The organism is Extensimonas perlucida (assembly GCF_007655255.1).
GTDB classification, from domain to species: Bacteria; Pseudomonadota; Gammaproteobacteria; order Burkholderiales; family Burkholderiaceae_C; genus Extensimonas; species Extensimonas perlucida.
Genome location: NZ_VMYE01000013.1, coordinates 66,873 through 83,541, shown reverse-complemented (window position 1 = coordinate 83,541; position 16,669 = coordinate 66,873). Strand labels below are relative to the sequence as shown.

Sequence of the window (16,669 nt, the reverse complement as noted above, 5' to 3'; positions counted from 1 at the left end):
CAGCCGCACCGCCTGCTTGCGTCTTTCATGCTGCGCTTGCCGCGGCAGCTTGCGTCCGTCTTCTTTGTCCATGCCCTGTAGCTGAGGGCGGATGATCGAAACTCAACCCTTAATTGCCGGGTCTATAATGGGCGGCTTTTCATCGTTATTTCGTCACAAACTTTTCTGGAGAAAGTCCGCCCATGCCCATGCCCTACGAATCCGTCGGCAGCTTCCTGGCCCAAGTGGCACAGCGCAACCCCGGACAGCCCGAATTCCTGCAAGCCGTCACCGAGGTCATGGAGAGCCTGTGGCCGTTCATCAGCGCGCATCCGCGCTACGCCGAACATGGCTTGCTCGAGCGCCTGGTCGAGCCCGAGCGCGTAGTGATGTTCCGCGTCTCCTGGGTCGATGACCACGGGCGCGTGCAGGTGCAGCGCGGCTACCGCATCCAGCACAGCATGGCGATCGGCCCCTACAAGGGCGGCTTGCGCTTTCACCCCTCGGTCAATCTGTCGGTGCTCAAGTTTCTGGCCTTCGAGCAGACCTTCAAAAACGCGCTCACCACCTTGCCCATGGGCGGCGGCAAAGGCGGCTCCGACTTCGACCCCAAGGGCAAGAGCCCCGGCGAGGTGATGCGCTTTTGCCAGGCTTTCGTGACCGAGCTGTTCCGCCACGTAGGCTCGGACACCGACGTGCCTGCGGGCGACATCGGCGTGGGTGGGCGCGAAGTCGGCTTCATGGCCGGCATGTACAAAAAGCTCAGCAACCGCGCCGACTGCGTGTTCACCGGCAAGGGATTGTCGTTTGGCGGTTCACTGATCCGCCCTGAGGCCACGGGCTACGGCACGGTGTATTTCGCCAACGAAATGCTCAAGCGCAAGGGCCGCACTTTCGAGGGGCTGCGCGTGTCGGTCTCGGGCTCGGGCAACGTGGCCCAATACGCGGTGGAAAAGGCCATGCAGCTCGGTGCCAAGGTGGTCACGGTGTCGGATTCGAGCGGCACCGTGATCGATCAAGACGGCTTCACGCCGGAGAAACTGGCCATTTTGATGGACGTGAAGAACCACCACTACGGCCGCGTGAGCGACTATGCCGCGCGTACGGGGACACACTTCGAGGCCGGCGTGCGCCCCTGGCATGTGCCCGTGGACATCGCCCTGCCCTGCGCGACGCAAAACGAGCTCGACGAGAAAGACGCGGCAACGCTGATCCGCAACGGCGTGCTCTGCGTTGCCGAAGGCGCCAACATGCCCTCCACGATCGAGGCCGCCAAGGCTTTCGAGGCCGCCGGCGTGCTCTACGCTCCCGGCAAGGCCAGCAACGCGGGCGGCGTGGCCACCTCGGGGCTGGAGATGAGCCAAAACGCCACGCGCCTGTCTTGGCCACGCGAAGAAGTCGATGCGCGCCTGCTGCAGATCATGCAAGGCATTCACGATGCCTGCCTGCAATACGGCCAGCGGCCCGACGGCAGCGTGAGTTACCTCGATGGCGCAAACATTGCGGGCTTCGTCAAGGTGGCCGACGCCATGCTTGCGCAAGGCGTGTTGTGAGGTGTGAGGCGCGCGCGTTAGCGTACCTGTCTGCTACGCTCTGCGCATGCCCGCATCCTTCCCCGCCACCCTGCACCCTGGCCTTGCGATCGTCCTGCTCGCCTTGCTGCTGAGCATCCAGCCCGTCACCACTGACTTGTACCTGCCTGCGCTGCCCGCGCTCACGCGCGACCTTGCGGCGCCCGTGGCGGCGGCGCAGCTGAGCCTGAGCGGCTTGCTGCTGGCCTTCGGCGGCACGCAACTGCTGTGGGGGCCGCTGTCGGACCGCTACGGGCGCCGCCCCATCCTGCTCGCGGGTTTGGCGGCGTACTGCGCGGCTTCCGTGGCATGTGTGGCGGCGCCCTCGATGGCATGGCTGATTGCGTGGCGCGTCGTGCAGGGCGCGGCCATGGGCGCCGTCGTGATGACGGGGCGCGCCATCGTGCGCGACCTGTACCTGCCGCTGGCGGGCGCGCGCGCCATGTCCAAGGCGCTCACCGGGCTGGGCGTGGTCGCGTGCCTGAGTCCGCTGCTCGGTGCTTTGCTGACGGAATGGCTGGGTTGGCGCGCGGCGCTCGCGGCGCTTGGCGTCTATGCGCTGATGACGCTCGGCCTGATTGCCCGCTATTTGCCCGAAACGCTGCAGCAGCGCAATCCGCGCGCGCTGCAGCCGGCCGTGCTCGTGCGCACCTGGGCCCAGGTGTTGCGCCACCCCACGTTCTGGGCGTTCTCGCTGCTGACCACGGCGAGCTATGGCGGGCTTTTCACCTTTTTGGCGGCTTCTTCGTTCGTGTTCATCGACGTGCTGGGGCTCACGCGCACGCAATATGGCGCGGCGCTGCTGTCCAACGCCTTCGCTTATCTGCTGGGCACCTTGCTGTGCCGGCGCCTGCTGCTGCGCGTAGGCTTGCGGCGCACGGTGGCCATAGGCGGTCTGCTGAGCCTTTGCGGCGGCGGCCTGGTCGCTGCCGTAGCCTTGCTGGGCTGGCACAAGGCTTGGGCTTTGCTCGCGCCGTTTTACCTATTCATGCTGGGGCACGGCATCCACCAGCCCTGCGGGCAGACGGGCGCGGTCGGGCCTTTTCCGCAGGCTGCGGGCGTGGCATCGGCCTGCAACGGCTGCATCACCATGCTGGTCGCGTTTGGCATCGGCCGTTGGGTGGGCGCGCACCTCGACGGCAGCGTGTGGCCGCTCGTGCAAGGGATTGGGGTAAGTGCCGTGGCGCTGGCGCTGATCGCCTGGACGCTGGTGCCGCGCTTTGGCGAGCCCCAATCGGCATGACGTCTGCATCTTTCTCCTCCCTGCCCTTGCTCGCAATCGCCGGGCCCACGGCCTCGGGCAAGACGGCGGCGGCGCTGGCTTTGGCGCAAGCGCTTGCGCAGCGCGTTCCGGTCGAAATCATCAGCGTGGATTCGGCGCTCGTTTATCGCGGCATGGACATAGGCACGGCCAAGCCGACGCCGACCGAGCGCGCCCGGGTGCCGCACCACCTGATAGACATCCGCGAGCCGCACCAAGCCTACAGCGCCGCCGAGTTCGTGCACGACGCCCGCAAGCTGATCGCCGAAATCCGCGCGCGCGCCGCACTGCCCGTGCTCGTGGGCGGCACCATGCTGTATTTCAAGGCCTTGTTCGAGGGCCTGGATGCCCTGCCCCCGGCCGACGCCGGCGTGCGCGCTGCCATCGACGCGCGCGCTGCCGCGCTGGGCTGGCCCGCGCTGCATGCCGAACTTGCGCGCATAGACCCGGCCACGGCGGCGCGCCTGAGCCCCAACGACAGCCAGCGCATCCAGCGCGCGCTCGAGGTCTGGCAGTTGACGGGCCAGCCGCTTTCAAGCCTGCATACTTCCAAAAAAAGAGCTGCCAGCGCAGGTGCAGAAAGCGCTACAGCCGTTTTTTCTTTGGAACCGAAAGACCGGGCCTGGCTGCATGCGCGCATCGCGCAGCGTTTTGACGCGATGCTCGCGGCAGGCTTCCTCGATGAAGTGCGCGCTTTGCGTGCGCGTGGCGACCTGCACGCAGACTTGCCTTCAATGCGCAGCGTGGGCTACCGCCAAGCATGGGAAGCGCTCGATGCCGAGGCACAAAGCGGCGCTCCACTCGACCTCTCGCACCTTCGAGAACGCGGCATCGCCGCGACGCGCCAACTCGCCAAGCGCCAGATCACCTGGCTGCGCGCCATGCCAGAGCGCCACACCATTGCCTGCGACCAAGCCGCTGCCACCGAGACATTGGTGCAGGCAGTGATGGAACGGCTGCCTTTTTGAAAAATCAAATAGCAGCCGTAACTATCACTCGATTTTCAGACGCTGCGTTGCACCCGATTGCTTCTTGGGCAAAGTGAGCGTCAAAACACCGTTGTCGTATTTGGCCTTGGCCTGGGCCGCATCGACATCGGCAGGCAACTGAAAGCTGCGCTCCACGGCGCCGTAATAGCGCTCGGAACGCAAAACCTTCTCGCCCTCTTTCTTTTCGTCTTTCTGCTGCACTTCAGCGCGCAGGCTCACGACGTTGCCGTCGATGGAGACCTGGATATCGTCTTTCGCAACGCCGGGGATTTCCGCATGCACGGTGTAGGCGGCGTCGTCTTCCTTGACGTCGATTTTGATTTTTGACGGGTCCGGCAAGGCATCACCGTGCAGCGGGCGCACGTAAAAAGCGGGCGCAAAATCCTTGAAAAAGTCATCGAAAATGCTGCGTGGAACGAGAGAACTCATGGCACTTCCTTTCAGGGTCTGAAACGGCCCGGCACCACGCCGGGCACTGCGTTTCAATTGGAAGTTGAGCGACGGATTTCAAGCCCGCCGCGAAGGCCATGGTGGCGCCACTTGGCGTGGCACAAAACCAGGCTTGTGCTGCCTTACTTCGCTGCCGCGCGCCGGCGCGTGACCCAAGCAACGAACTCCCCCATGATGCCGCGGCGGAACGCGAGCACGCACACGACGAAGATCAGGCCCGTGACGATGGAGACGGACTCACCCAGGGTCTGAAACCACTCCACGCCCGTCAATCTCGCCAGAAAATAACCCAGCTCGCCGATTTTGTTTTCGACCAGCACCACCACGGTGGAGCCCGCGAGCGGCCCCGCCAGCGTGCCGAGCCCACCGACCAGGGTCATCAGCACCACATGGCCTGAAGCCGACCAGTGCACGTCGCTGAGCGTGGCAAAACCGAGCACCAAGGTCTTGAGCGAGCCAGCCAGCCCCGCCAGAGCGGCAGAGAGCACGAAAGCCAGCAGCTTGAAGCGGTTGGTATCGTAGCCCAGCGAGATCGCACGCGGTTCGTTCTCCTTGATGGCCTTGAGCACCTGGCCGAACGGCGAATGGATGGTGCGCACGATCAGCAGGAACGCCGCCACGACCACGGCGAGCGCGACGTAGTACATCAGCAGGTCGCTTTGGAGGTCGAGCAGCCCAAAAAGCTTGCCGCGCGGCACGCCCTGCAGGCCGTCTTCACCGCCCGTGAAAGGCGCTTGCAGACACACGAAAAACAGCATTTGCGCCAGCGCCAGCGTGATCATGGTCGAATAAATACCCTGGCGGCGTATGGCCAGGTAGCCCATGATGAGCCCCAGCACGGCGCCGCTGGCCGTGCCCAGCAGCAGGCCGACCTCGGGCGTGAGGCCCCATACTTTGATCGCATGGCCCGCGACGTAGGCCGCTCCGCCAAAGAACGCCGCGTGCCCGAACGACAACATGCCCGTATAGCCGAGCAGCAGGTTGAAAGCCGACGCGAACAGCGCAAAACACAGCAGCGTCATCATGAACACAGGATAGGCACCGAGCAGCGGTGCGAGCAACAGGCCCACGAGCAGCAGGCCGTAGCCCAGAATGGAAATGCGGTGGAAAGTCATGTCGTCAGCCCCTTATTTTTCTTTGCCGAACAGGCCCGCGGGGCGGATCAGGAGGACGATGACCATGATGACGAAAACCACGGTGGAAGATGCTTCGGGGTAGAACACTTTGGTGAAACCTTCGATCACCCCGAGGCCCAGCCCGGTGATGATGGAGCCCATGATGGAGCCCATGCCCCCGATCACGACCACCGCAAACACGACGATGATGAGGTTTTGCCCCATGAGCGGAGTAACTTGGTAAACGGGCGCAGCGAGCACACCCGCAAACGCGGCGAGCGCGGCACCGAAGGCATAGGTCAGTGTGATCATGACCGGCACATTGACCCCGAAGGCCTCCACGAGCCGCGGGTTCTCGGTGCCGGCGCGCAGATAGGCACCCAGGCGCGTTTTTTCGATCACGAACCAGGTGGCGATGCACACGGTGAGCGAAGCCAGCACCACCCACACACGGTAGTTGGGCAGCATCATGAAGCCGACGTCGGTAGCCCCTTGCAGCAATTCAGGCGTGTCATAGCCCAGGCCCGACACGCCGTAGAGGGAGCGGAAAAAACCTTCGACGAGCAGCGTCAGACCGAGCGTGAGCAGCATGCCGTAGAGGTGGTCGAGCTTATAGATCCAGCGTAGCAGCAGGCGCTCTATGAGCACGCCGAAAACCCCCACCAGCAGCGGCGCGACCAGCAGCATCACCCAGTAGTTGACGCCGAAATAGGTCGCCGCCATCCAGGTGAACAGCGCGCCCATCATGAACAGGGCGCCATGTGCGAAGTTGATGACGTTGAGCAGGCCAAAGATCACCGCCAGCCCCAGGCTGAGGATGGCATAGAACGAGCCATTGACCAGCCCCAAAAGGAGCTGGCTCAACAGGCCGGGCAAAGAGATGCCGAAGATTTGCATGGGTTCGCTGCAAAAAGGTGTGGGTAGAGCGCGCCGCCAAATCGATTCAGGCGCACGCGCCGCGGCGACGCAGGATCACTTCCAGAGCGCGCACTTGCTCTCGGCCTTGGTGGTGAACACCTGCTCACCGGGCAGCTTTTTGATGAGCTTGTAGTAGTCCCAAGTGCCTTTGGACTCGGCGGGCGACTTGACCTGCATCAGGTACATGTCGTGTACGTAGCGGCCGTCGGCGCGCAGGTAGCCCGAGCCGAAAAAGTCGTTCATCTTCATGGCGCGCCACGCTGCCATGACCTTGTCGGCGTCTATGCTCTTGGCGGCTTCGACGGCCTTGAGGTAGTTCATCGTGGCCGAGTAGTCTGCGGCCTGGATCTCGGTCGGGCGTCGGTTGGTTTTCTGCATGAAGCGGTCGGCGAACTTGCGCGTCTCGTTGTTCATGTCCCAGTACCAGCTCGTGGTGAACTGCAGGCCCTCGGTGTTGCGCAGGCCCAGGCTGTGGATGTCGCTGAAGAAAATCAGCAGACCGGCGAGCTTCATCGTCTTGGTGATGCCGAATTCCTTGGCAGCCTTGATCGAGTTGATCGTGTCGCCCCCAGCATTGGCCAGGCCCAGCACCTGCGCCTTGGAGTTTTGCGCCTGCAGCAGGAACGAGGAAAAATCCGACGCATTCAACGGATGGCGCACCGAGCCCAGCACGGTGCCGCCCTTGGCCTTGACGATGGCACTGGTGTCGGCTTCGAGCGCGTGGCCGAAAGCATAGTCAGCCGTCAGGAAAAACCATGTCTTGCCGCCGTTTTCGACGATGGTGCCGCCCGTGCCTTTGGCCAGCGCCACGGTATCGTAGGCGTAGTGCACGGTGTAGGGGCTGCACTGTTCATTGGTCAGCGCCGAGGTGCCGGCGCCGTTATTGATGAACACGCGCTTTTTCTCTTGTGCGACCTTGGCCATGGCGAGTGCGGCACCCGAATTGGTGCCGCCGAACACCATGGTCAGCCCCTGCGTGTCTATCCATTCGCGCGCCTTCGCGGCGGCGATGTCGGCCTTGTTCTGGTGATCGACGGTGAGCAGTTCGATCGGCATGCCGAGCACCTTGCCGCCAAAATCGTCGATCGCCATCTGGATCGCGACCGCGCCGTTTTTGCCCTCGACGTCGGCGTAAAGGCTGGACATATCGGAGATGTAGCCGATTTTGACCTTGTCTTGCGCCATGGCGGCGCTGCTGCCGACAGCGGCCAGCAAGCATGCAAGGGCAATGCGGTGGTAATGTTTCTTCATGTCGATCTCCTTATTGAAAATACGGGGGTGAAATTTCGGCAAAGACTCCTTGTGGGAGTCATTGCCACAGTGAACATTTACTCTCCGCCTTGGTCGTCCAAACCTGCTCTGGTGGCAGCTTGGCGAGCAGCTTGAAATAGTCCCACGGCTCCTTGGATTCCGCCGGTGCTTTTACCTGCATCAAATACATGTCATGGGCGAAACGCCCATCGGGGCGCACGCGACCCTGGCCGTAGAAATCGTTGATCGGCAGGGACTTGATTTTGGCCATCACGGCATCGGCGTCGGTGGTTTTCGCGGCCTGCACGGCCTTCAGGTACGTCATGACCGAAGAATAATCGGCCGCCTGCAGATCGGATGGCATGCGCTTGGTTTTGGCGAAAAATTTGCGCCCGAAAGCGCGCGTCTGTTCGTTCAAGTCCCAGTACCAGCTCGTGGTGAACATCAGCCCTTCGGCAGTTTTCAAACCCAGGCCCTGGATATCGGTGATGAAAATCATCATCGCTGCCATTTTCATGGTTTTGTCGATGCCGAATTCCTTGGCAGCCTTGACGGCGTTGATGGTGTCGCCGCCGCCATTGGCCAAGGCCAGGATTTTGGCTTTGGAGTTTTGTGCCTGCAGCAAAAAGGAGGAAAAATCCGACGCATTGATCGGATGGCGCACGCTGCCGAGCACGCGCCCGCCCTTGGCCTCGATGACCTTGGCGGCGTCCTTTTCCATCGCCGTACCGAAGGCGTAATCCACGGTCAGGAAAAACCAGTCCTTGCCGCCTTGATCGACGATGGCCCCGGCCGTACCCTTGGCCAGCGCCACGGTGTCATAGGCGTAATGCACGGTATACGGGCTGCATTGCTCGTTGGTCAGCAGCGAGGTACCCGCGCCATTGACCATGTAAACGCGCTTTTTGTCTGCCGCCAGCTTGGCCAACGCGAGTGCGACGCTCGAGTTGGTGCCGCCCACGAGCATCGTAAGGCCCTGGTTGTCGATCCAGTCACGCGCCTTGGACACGGCCACGTCAGCCTTTTGCTGGTGGTCGGCCGTGAGCAATTCGATCGGTTTGCCCAGCACCTTGCCCCCAAAATCGTCGATTGCCATCTGAATCGCCAGCGCGCCGTTTTTGCCGTCGGCGTCGGCGTAGTTGCTGGCCATGTCGGTGATGAAGCCGATTTTGATTTTTTCTTGCGCCGCAGCCAGCCCGCAAAATGCGGCAAGCAGAGAAATCGCCACGCTGGCGTGCTGGATATGCCCCATTCTTGTCTCCTGTGATTTTTGTCCTCAATTTCGCTTCATTTCCAAAGAGCGCATTTGCTTTCGGCTTTGGTCGTGAACACTTGCTCTGCGGGCAATTTGGCGACCACTTTGTAATAATCCCACGGCTCCTTGGATTCGGCGGGCGACTTCACCTGCATCAGGTACATGTCATGCATGAAGCGACCATCCGCGCGCACGTAGCCTTTGGCATAAAAATCATTGATCGGCATGGACTTGATTTTTGCCATCACGGCGTCTGCGTCCGTGGTTTTGGCCGCTTCCAAGGCTTTAAGGTACGTCATGGTCGCCGAATAATCTGCCGCCTGGATGTCGGTGGGCATGCGCTTGGTCTTGGCAAAGAATTTACGCCCGAAGGCGCGCGTCTGCTCGTTGAGATTCCAGTCCCAGCTGGTGGTCAGCAGCAAACCTTCGGTATTCTTGAGACCCAGCGAATGAACGTCGGTGAGGAACACCAGCATACCGGCGATTTTCATGGTCTTGGTGATGCCGAATTCCTTGGCCGCCTTGATCGCGTTGATGGTGTCACCGCCCGCATTCGCAAGGCCCAGAATCTGCGCTTTGGAGTTTTGTGCCTGCAGCAGGAACGACGAAAAGTCCGAGGCATTGAGCGGATGGCGCACGCTGCCAAGCACACGTCCACCCTTTTCCTTGATGACTTTGGTCGCGTCCTGCTCCATGGCGCTGCCAAAAGCATAGTCGGCAGTCAGAAAGAACCAATCTTTACCGCCTTGCTCGACCACGGCGCCCGCCGTGCCTTTGGCCAGCGCCACGGTGTCGTAGGCGTAGTGCACGGTGTAGGGGCTGCATTGTTCGTTGGTCAGCTGCGAGGCGCCGGCGCCGTTGACCATGTAAACGCGCTTTTTCTCCGCCGCCACGCGGGCCAGCGCCAGGCCGACGGCGGAGTTGCTGCCGCCGAACAGCATGGTCAAGTCCTGCGTGTCTATCCATTCGCGTGCCTTGGTTGCGGCGAGGTCGGGCTTGTGCTGGTGGTCCATGGTCAGCAGCTCGATAGGCTTGCCGAGCACTTTGCCGCCGAAGTCGTCGATCGCCATCTGGATGGCGAGGGCGCCATTTTTGCCCTCCACGTCGGCGTAGTTGCTCGACATGTCGGTGATGAAGCCGATCTTCACCTTGTCCTGCGCCTTGTCCTGCGCGTGTGCGAGCGGGCCCACGGCGACGAGGCCCGCGATGCCCAGGAGAGAAACCAGCTTGCGTAGAGAATGTTTCATGCTTGCGACCTTGGAAGTGAAGTGGAAGGGAAGCGAACAACGGGCATGGAGAACGCTCACACCCCGAGCAACTCGTTGAGCACCGGCATCTTCGCGTCGAGTTCGGCGGCGGCGAATTGCTCGACGATGCGCCCGTGCTCCATGACGTAAAAGCGGTCGGCCAGCGGCGCGGCGAAGCGAAAGTTTTGCTCCACCATGACCACGGTGTAGCCTTTTTCGCGCAGCGTGGTGATCATGCGCGCCAGCGCCTGCACGATCACGGGTGCGAGGCCCTCGGAGATTTCGTCGAGCAGCAGCAGGCGCGCGCCCGTGCGCAAGATACGCGCCACCGCGAGCATTTGCTGCTCGCCGCCCGACAAGCGCGTGCCCTGGCTGTGCCGGCGCTCGGCGAGGTTGGGGAACATGGCGTAAATCTCTTCGAGCGACATGCCGGGCGTGCCGGTTTTGAGCACGGGCGGCAGCAGCAGGTTTTCTTCGCAACTCAGGCTCGAGAAGATGCCGCGCTCCTCGGGGCAATAGCCCACACCCAGATGCGCGATGCGGTAGGTGGGCAGGTGGATGGTTTCGGTGCCGTTGATCTTGATCGAACCCTTGCGCGCACCCACCAGGCCCATGATGGAGCGCAGCGTGGTCGTGCGCCCGGCGCCGTTGCGCCCGAGCAGCGTCACGACCTCGCCATGCTCCACGCGCATATCGACGCCGTGCAGCACGTGCGATTCCCCATACCAGGCGTGCAGACCGCTGATTTCGAGCGCAGGCGTCGTGGACTTGCCAGCCGCAGTGCGCGCAACGCTTGGCGCGGGAGGGGATACGGTGGTGACCATCTCAGTGCGCTCCTTGCAGCTGGCCGTCGGTCGTGCCCATATAGGCCTCCATCACCTGCGGGTCGTTCGAAACCTCGGCATACGAGCCCTCGGCGAGCACGGCGCCGCGTTGCAGCACGGTGATGCGGTCGGCGATGGTCGAGACCACCTTCATGTTGTGCTCGACCATGAGGATGGTGCGCCCTACCGAGACCTTTTTGATCAGGCGCGTGACGCGATCGACGTCCTCGTGGCCCATGCCTTGCGTGGGTTCGTCGAGCAGCATGAGCTCGGGCTCCATGGCCAGCGTGGTGGCGATCTCGAGCGCACGCTTGCGGCCATAGGGCAGGTTCACGGTGATCTCGTCGGCCAGGTCTTCGAGGCCGACCTCGGCGAGCAATTGCATGGCGCGGTCGTTGAGCTGATCCAGCGTGCGTTCGCTGCGCCAGAAGTGGAATTCGGTGCCGAGCTTGCGCTGCAGGCCCACGCGCACGTTCTCGAGTACCGTGAGGTGCGGAAACACTGCCGAGATCTGAAACGAGCGGATCACGCCGCGCCGCGCGATCTGTGCGGGCTTCTCGGCCGTGATGTCGTGGCCGTTGAAAAAAATGCTGCCCGAGCTCGGTTCGAGGAACTTGGTCAGCAGGTTGAAGCAGGTGGTCTTGCCCGCGCCGTTGGGGCCGATCAGCGCGTGGATGGAGCCCCTGCGCACGGCCAGATCGACCTGGCTGACGGCGGTGAAGCCCTTGAACTCCTTGGTCAGCTTGCGGGTTTCGAGGATGACGTCGCTCATGGCGCCTTGGCTACTCCGTGGGGGGTGGAAAGATTGGCTTGCGCCCCGCAGGCAGGGCAAGATGCACGGCCTGGACTCGGCCCTTGCCAACGGTAGCGCGCATCCTAACGGCTTTTGCTGCAAAGCCGCATTGGGGCAAATGCGGATGGCGCGGCACAAACTTGTGCCTGAGAAATAATGGTCTTTTTGCCACTTAAGGCCATACTGGTAAGCGCAAGAAGCTATAAATCTAAAAGCAATCAGCCGTCGATCGATGCACTCCAGCGGTCGCCCCAACTGCGCAGCTGCTCCAAATCGCGGCGCTGGCGCTTGGTCGGGCGGCCTTCGCTGAGGCTGGCGGCAGGCTCGGGGGCGAGGCGGCGCTGCTCGGCGGCCTGCGCGCGGGTGGCGAGGCTTTGTGCGGTTTCTTCGTAGAGTTGCTGCGCCACGGCGGCCGGCCCGCGCTGGTTGCTGAGCGCGCGCACGAGGACTTCGCGCACCACCGGTCCCTGGCGCAGCAGCACGGTGTCGCCGGGCCGCACTTCGCGCGCGGGCTTGGCCGGCTGGCCGTTGACGCTGACGCGGCCCTTGTGGATTTCTTCGACGGCAAGGCCACGCGTCTTGTAAAAGCGCGCGCACCAGAGCCATTTGTCCAGGCGCATGCCTGGTAGCGCTTGCGTGGACATACTCAACGCCGATGCGTGTGGTCAGCGCCAGGCGTACTGCTGCCGCCCTTGGACGACTGGCCCAAACGCGATTCCGTCCCCTGCAACAGGCGCTCGATGTTCTCCTGGTGCCGCCAGATCAGCAGCAAAGCCATGGCGCCTATGGCGACTGCGATACGGCTGTCGGCATTCCAGAGCACGCCGTCGAGCAGCAGGTAATACACCGGCGCGCACACCGCGGCTATCAGCGCCGCGAGCGAGGAATAGCGCGACACGAACGCCACGAGCACCCAGGTCAGCGCCACCGCCAGCCCGAGCCAGCCACTCACGCCCAGCAGTACCCCGAGCGCCGTGGCCACGCCCTTGCCGCCCTGGAAGCGGAAAAACACCGGCCACAAATGCCCGAGAAAAGCCGCCAGCCCCACGAGCGCCAGCGTGCCCTCCTCGAAACCGTAGGGCTTGCCCCACCAACGCACCAGCGCCACGGGCAGCCAACCCTTGGCGGCGTCGAGCACCAGCGTGGCGACGGCGGCGGCCTTGCTGCCCGAGCGCAGCACGTTGGTCGCGCCGGGGTTCCCGCTGCCATAGGTGCGCGGATCGTCCAGCCCCAGGGTGCGCGAGACGAGCACGGCGAAAGACAAAGAGCCGATCAAATAGGCCAAAACGACGGCCAAAAGGGGCAGTAAAAAAGAAAGCGGAGCGTTCACACGAATCTCTTCCAAGGACAAAACCGCACGCACAGCATCGCGAGTGCGGCACCGAAGATGGCCAGCAGGCTGTCTTTCTGGGCGTCCCACATATCCCCTTGCGTGCCCAGATAGGCGACGCCGAGTTGCGGCTCCACGAGCATCGCGGCGACGGCTTCGATCACCTCGTAGCCACCGCTGAGGCCCGCCACCGTCACCACCGCCATGCCATAAGACCAGCTGCGCCGCAAGCCGCCACCGCGCAAAAGCAGCTCGCGTAGCGGATAGGCGAGCAGCAGGCCGAAAGCGAAATGCACGATGCGATCGTAATGGTTGCGCGAGAGCCCGAGCGCGCGCTGGAGCCAGAAACCCAGCGGTACTTCGGCGTAGGTGTAGTGCGCACCGACCAGATGCAGCGACAGAAACACGGTAAACAGACCGTAGGAGAGGTTGGAAAAGGCAAAGCGCCGGTACGTCAGCGCGAGCAGGCCACAGGCTGCAAACACCAGCAGGTTTTCCAGCAGCCAGTCGCGCGGATAGCGTGGGGCGATCGCGGTGAACACCCACAAGGCGGCCAGCCACAGCACCATCCGCTGCAGCGGCCTGTTCTCACGAAAAGGCCGCCGCGCCGTTTGGCAACGCTTGCCCTTCGAAACCTGATGGACGGCAGGATGCGCTTTGACCATTCACGCGGACGCTGCGATCATGAAACCGGAAATTGGAATCTGACCCCAATTACCCGCCCTCAGTTCGCGGTGTAGCCCCCATCGACCACGAGCTCTGCGCCGTGCACGAAGGAGGATTCGTCCGAGGCGAGGAAGAGCACGGCTTGCGAGACTTCGATGGGCTGTGCGGGGCGCTGCAGCAAGGTGGGGCCGAGCAGTGCGGGGCGTTGCTCGGGGATCGCGAGTATGTCCTTGGTCATGGGCGTTTCAATCACGCCCGGGTGGATGGAGTTGACGCGGATGTTGAACGGCGCGAGATCGACCGCGCAGGCCTTGGTGAAGAGACGCACCGCGCCTTTCGAGGCCTCGTAAGCAGCGGCGCTGGGCGCGCCGACCAGGCCGTAGATCGACGAGATGTTGATGATGTTGCCCTTGCCCGCTTTTTGCATGTGCGGAATCACCGCGCGCGTGCCGACGAAGACGCCGCGCACGTTGACGGCGAAGATGCGGTCCCACTCGTCGTTCGTGGTGTCCTGCACGGGCTTCATGATCAGGATGCCGGCGTTGTTGACGAGCACGTCGATGCGCCCGGCGCGCTCGATGATCTGCGCGATGGCGGCGTTCCAGTCGGCCTCTTGCGTCACGTCGAGCTTGAGGAAGTCGGCCTTGCCGCCCTTCTTGCGTATGCCCTCGACCACGGCCTGGCCCTTTTCCTGGTTCAGGTCGGCGGCAAACACCCATGCGCCTTGCTCGGCGAGCAGTTCGCTGTGGGTCTGCCCCATGCCCATGGCCCCGCCGGTGACGAGGATGACTTTGTCTTGCACGCGCTTCATGGCACCTCCTGGATCGGTAGTTTGAGGTAGTTTGAACAAACGCTCAAAAGAGCGAAACCATTGTAGGCGCAGCCATGACCTAAGCCGGTGCTATTCCGCCCGAGCGGCCAGCAGCGCGCGCAGCCCTGCTTCGTCGAGCACGGGTACGCCCAGTTCCTGCGCTTTGCTGAGTTTGCTGCCGGGGTCGGCGCCGGCGATGACGTAGTCGGTCTTTTTGCTCACCGAGCCGCTGACCTTGGCGCCTGCGGCTTCGAGCAGCTCTTTGGCGGCTTCGCGGCTCAGCGTGGGCAGCGTGCCGGTCAGAACCACAGTCTTGCCGGCGAGTGGCTGCGCGCCGGCGGTATGGGCCGATGCCGGCGGCCCCTCGGGCCAGGTGATGCCGCAGGCGCGCAGCTGCGCGATCACCTCGCGGTTGTGCGGCTGCGCGAAAAACATGTGGATGCTGTGCGCGACCACGGGGCCGACGTCGGGCACCTCGCACAATTGCTCGACCGAGGCGTTCATGATCGCGTCGAGGCTGCCGAAGTGGCGCGCCAAATCTTTCGCCGTGGCCTCGCCGACATGGCGTATGCCGAGTGCGAACAAAAAGCGCGGCAGGCTCGATTGCTTCGATTTTTCCAGCGCTTCGAGCAGGTTGCGCGCCGACTTTTCGCCCATACGATCCAGATTCGCGAGCGTGGGCAGGTCGAGCCGGTAGAGGTCGGCCACGGTTTGCACGATGCCGCCGTCGACGAGCTGATCGACGAGCTTTTCGCCCAGGCCCTCGATGTCCATGGCGCGGCGCTGGGCAAAGTGCAGCAGCGCCTGCTTGCGCTGCGCGGGGCAGAACAGGCCGCCGGTGCAGCGGTGATCGGCCTCGCCTTTTTCGCGCACCACGGCGCTACCGCACACGGGGCACTGGCGCGGCATGCGGAAGTTGGGCACGTAGCGGGGGCGTGCAGGCACAGCAGTGGGTGGCTGCGGCACCACGCCCACGACCTCGGGGATCACGTCGCCCGCACGGCGCACGATGACCTGGTCGCCCACGCGCACCTTTTTGCGGCGCAGCTCGAACAGGTTGTGCAGCGTGGCATTGGTCACCACGACACCGCCCACGAGCACGGGCTCGAGCCGCGCCACGGGCGTGAGCTTGCCCGTGCGCCCGACCTGCACGTCGATGCCCTCGACGCGCGTGACCACCTCTTGCGGCGGGTATTTGTGCGCCACGGCCCAGCGCGGCTCGCGCGTGACGAAGCCTAAGCGCCGTTGCCAGTCGAGCCGGTTGACCTTGTAAACCACGCCGTCGATGTCGTAGGGCAACTGGTCGCGCAGTGCACCCATGGCGGCGTGATACGCTACCAATTCAGAAGCGACTTGCGCAAGTTTGACGTGCTCTGAGACCGGAAATCCCCATTTTTTGAGGGTTTGCAGCAAGGCATAGTGGGTGCCGAAGTCGGGCCCGCCTTCCTCGGGCGGGGTGACTGCGCCCGTGCCGTAGGCAAAAAAGCGCAGCGGGCGCTGCGCGGCGATGCGCGCGTCGAGCTGGCGCACGGCGCCGGCGGCAGCGTTGCGCGGGTTCATGAAGGTCTTGCCGCCGAGCGCGCGCTGGCGCTCGTTGAGCGCTTCGAAGTCGGCGCGCGCCATGAAGACCTCGCCGCGCACTTCGAGCAGTGGCGGCACGTCCGTGGGCAGCAGCAGCGGTATCTGGCGAATCGTGCGAATGGTGTGCGTGACGTTTTCGCCGACCTCGCCGTCGCCGCGCGTGGCCGCGAGCACGAGGCGGCCCTGCTCGTAGCGCAGGTTCATCGCGAGGCCGTCGAACTTGGGTTCGGCCACGTACTCCACGGGTGGATCGGCCTCGCTGAAGCCCAGCTCGCGGCGCACGCGCGCATCGAAAGCCAGCGCGGCGCCGGGGCCGGTGTCGGTTTCGGTGCGAATACTGAGCATGGGCACGCTGTGGCGCACCGGCTCCAAGCCCTGCTTGACTTCGCCGAGCACGCGCTGCGTGGGCGAGTCGGGCGTGACGAGCTCGGGAAATTCGGCTTCGAGCGCCTGCAGCTGCTGGAACGCGCGGTCGTATTCGGCGTCGGGCACCTCAGGCGCGTCGTGCACGTAATACAGGCGCGCCCAGCGGTCTATGCGCTCGCGCAGTTCTTTGATTTTGATAGCTGCTTGCGCTTTCCTGTCCTTGGCTGAAGGCCAAAAAGACTCTTTATTTTCTGGCATGGCG

16 protein-coding genes are annotated in these 16,669 nt (G+C 63.5%); 3 read left to right on the top strand and 13 right to left on the bottom strand.

Translation table 11 applies throughout. From position 1 onward, the window contains the following. Positions 1-188 precede the first annotated feature (188 nt). From gdhA to miaA, 3 genes are read left to right on the top strand one after another with little or no spacing between them, the layout of a single operon-like run. Positions 189-1,532: an NADP-specific glutamate dehydrogenase gene (gdhA, locus tag FK527_RS11790; RefSeq protein ID WP_144733994.1), complete on the top strand. Its 1,344-nt coding sequence runs from the start codon at positions 189-191 to the stop codon at positions 1,530-1,532. A 46-nt stretch (positions 1,533-1,578) separates the two neighbouring features. Continuing rightward, on the top strand, positions 1,579-2,793 hold the full coding sequence (locus FK527_RS11785) for a multidrug effflux MFS transporter (RefSeq protein ID WP_144733961.1): 1,215 nt from the start codon (positions 1,579-1,581) through the stop codon (positions 2,791-2,793). After that, the gene (gene miaA, locus FK527_RS11780) at positions 2,790-3,779 is read left to right on the top strand and encodes a tRNA (adenosine(37)-N6)-dimethylallyltransferase MiaA (RefSeq protein ID WP_144733958.1); all 990 of its coding nucleotides are present in this window, start codon (positions 2,790-2,792) and stop codon (positions 3,777-3,779) included. The genes FK527_RS11785 and miaA overlap by 4 nt, the downstream gene beginning before the upstream one ends. Before the next feature lie 24 nt (positions 3,780-3,803). Here the strand turns inward: miaA and FK527_RS11775 are convergent, their stop codons facing one another. The 13 genes from FK527_RS11775 to ligA form a co-directional block, all read right to left on the bottom strand. After that, a complete protein-coding gene (locus tag FK527_RS11775) occupies positions 3,804-4,229 on the bottom strand; it encodes an Hsp20/alpha crystallin family protein (RefSeq protein ID WP_144733955.1) in 426 nt (141 codons plus the stop codon). 143 nt (positions 4,230-4,372) lie between these two features. Then, positions 4,373-5,365: a branched-chain amino acid ABC transporter permease gene (locus FK527_RS11770; RefSeq protein ID WP_144733952.1), complete on the bottom strand. Its 993-nt coding sequence runs from the start codon at positions 5,363-5,365 to the stop codon at positions 4,373-4,375. A 12-nt stretch (positions 5,366-5,377) separates the two neighbouring features. Beyond that, on the bottom strand, positions 5,378-6,262 hold the full coding sequence (locus FK527_RS11765) for a branched-chain amino acid ABC transporter permease (protein ID WP_144733949.1): 885 nt from the start codon (positions 6,260-6,262) through the stop codon (positions 5,378-5,380). 75 nt (positions 6,263-6,337) lie between these two features. Beyond that, entirely contained in the window at positions 6,338-7,534 is a 1,197-nt protein-coding gene (locus FK527_RS11760) for an ABC transporter substrate-binding protein (RefSeq protein ID WP_144733946.1), read from the bottom strand. 58 nt (positions 7,535-7,592) lie between these two features. After that, entirely contained in the window at positions 7,593-8,786 is a 1,194-nt protein-coding gene (locus FK527_RS11755; protein ID WP_144733943.1) for an ABC transporter substrate-binding protein, read from the bottom strand. A 35-nt stretch (positions 8,787-8,821) separates the two neighbouring features. Continuing rightward, the gene (locus FK527_RS11750) at positions 8,822-10,036 is read right to left on the bottom strand and encodes an ABC transporter substrate-binding protein (protein WP_144733940.1); all 1,215 of its coding nucleotides are present in this window, start codon (positions 10,034-10,036) and stop codon (positions 8,822-8,824) included. A 56-nt stretch (positions 10,037-10,092) separates the two neighbouring features. Next, the gene (locus FK527_RS11745) at positions 10,093-10,860 is read right to left on the bottom strand and encodes an ABC transporter ATP-binding protein (protein WP_144733937.1); all 768 of its coding nucleotides are present in this window, start codon (positions 10,858-10,860) and stop codon (positions 10,093-10,095) included. Position 10,861: 1 nt separating this feature from the next. After that, positions 10,862-11,632, bottom strand: coding sequence for an ABC transporter ATP-binding protein (locus FK527_RS11740; RefSeq protein WP_144733934.1), 771 nt, complete (start codon positions 11,630-11,632; stop codon positions 10,862-10,864). 239 nt (positions 11,633-11,871) lie between these two features. Then, on the bottom strand, positions 11,872-12,273 hold the full coding sequence (locus FK527_RS11735; RefSeq protein ID WP_144733991.1) for an RNA-binding S4 domain-containing protein: 402 nt from the start codon (positions 12,271-12,273) through the stop codon (positions 11,872-11,874). A gap of 26 nt (positions 12,274-12,299) precedes the next feature. Then, positions 12,300-12,983, bottom strand: a complete 684-nt coding sequence (plsY, locus tag FK527_RS11730) for a glycerol-3-phosphate 1-O-acyltransferase PlsY (protein ID WP_246072766.1) — start codon at positions 12,981-12,983, stop codon at positions 12,300-12,302. Continuing rightward, on the bottom strand, positions 12,980-13,552 hold the full coding sequence (locus FK527_RS11725; RefSeq protein ID WP_144733931.1) for a DUF2238 domain-containing protein: 573 nt from the start codon (positions 13,550-13,552) through the stop codon (positions 12,980-12,982). Before FK527_RS11725 ends, plsY begins: the two co-directional genes overlap by 4 nt. Positions 13,553-13,707: 155 nt before the next feature. Continuing rightward, complete coding sequence (locus FK527_RS11720) at positions 13,708-14,460, bottom strand: glucose 1-dehydrogenase (RefSeq protein ID WP_144733928.1); 753 nt, start codon at positions 14,458-14,460, stop codon at positions 13,708-13,710. A gap of 90 nt (positions 14,461-14,550) precedes the next feature. After that, positions 14,551-16,665, bottom strand: a complete 2,115-nt coding sequence (gene ligA / locus FK527_RS11715; RefSeq protein WP_144733925.1) for an NAD-dependent DNA ligase LigA — start codon at positions 16,663-16,665, stop codon at positions 14,551-14,553. Between the last annotated feature and the right edge of the window lie 4 nt (positions 16,666-16,669).

Bases quoted from the DNA above. Each gene is read 5' to 3' on its own strand.
- gdhA (WP_144733994.1), top strand. From the start codon at position 189: ATGCCCTACGAATCCGTCGGCAGCTTCCTGGCCCAAGTGGCACAGCGC.
- FK527_RS11785 (WP_144733961.1), top strand. From the start codon at position 1,579: ATGCCCGCATCCTTCCCCGCCACCCTGCACCCTGGCCTTGCGATCGTC.
- miaA (WP_144733958.1), top strand. From the start codon at position 2,790: ATGACGTCTGCATCTTTCTCCTCCCTGCCCTTGCTCGCAATCGCCGGG.
- FK527_RS11775 (WP_144733955.1), bottom strand. From the start codon at position 4,229: ATGAGTTCTCTCGTTCCACGCAGCATTTTCGATGACTTTTTCAAGGAT.
- FK527_RS11770 (WP_144733952.1), bottom strand. From the start codon at position 5,365: ATGACTTTCCACCGCATTTCCATTCTGGGCTACGGCCTGCTGCTCGTG.
- FK527_RS11765 (WP_144733949.1), bottom strand. From the start codon at position 6,262: ATGCAAATCTTCGGCATCTCTTTGCCCGGCCTGTTGAGCCAGCTCCTT.
- FK527_RS11760 (WP_144733946.1), bottom strand. From the start codon at position 7,534: ATGAAGAAACATTACCACCGCATTGCCCTTGCATGCTTGCTGGCCGCT.
- FK527_RS11755 (WP_144733943.1), bottom strand. From the start codon at position 8,786: ATGGGGCATATCCAGCACGCCAGCGTGGCGATTTCTCTGCTTGCCGCA.
- FK527_RS11750 (WP_144733940.1), bottom strand. From the start codon at position 10,036: ATGAAACATTCTCTACGCAAGCTGGTTTCTCTCCTGGGCATCGCGGGC.
- FK527_RS11745 (WP_144733937.1), bottom strand. From the start codon at position 10,860: ATGGTCACCACCGTATCCCCTCCCGCGCCAAGCGTTGCGCGCACTGCG.
- FK527_RS11740 (WP_144733934.1), bottom strand. From the start codon at position 11,632: ATGAGCGACGTCATCCTCGAAACCCGCAAGCTGACCAAGGAGTTCAAG.
- FK527_RS11735 (WP_144733991.1), bottom strand. From the start codon at position 12,273: ATGCGCCTGGACAAATGGCTCTGGTGCGCGCGCTTTTACAAGACGCGT.
- FK527_RS11725 (WP_144733931.1), bottom strand. From the start codon at position 13,552: ATGGTGCTGTGGCTGGCCGCCTTGTGGGTGTTCACCGCGATCGCCCCA.
- FK527_RS11720 (WP_144733928.1), bottom strand. From the start codon at position 14,460: ATGAAGCGCGTGCAAGACAAAGTCATCCTCGTCACCGGCGGGGCCATG.
- ligA (WP_144733925.1), bottom strand. From the start codon at position 16,665: ATGCCAGAAAATAAAGAGTCTTTTTGGCCTTCAGCCAAGGACAGGAAA.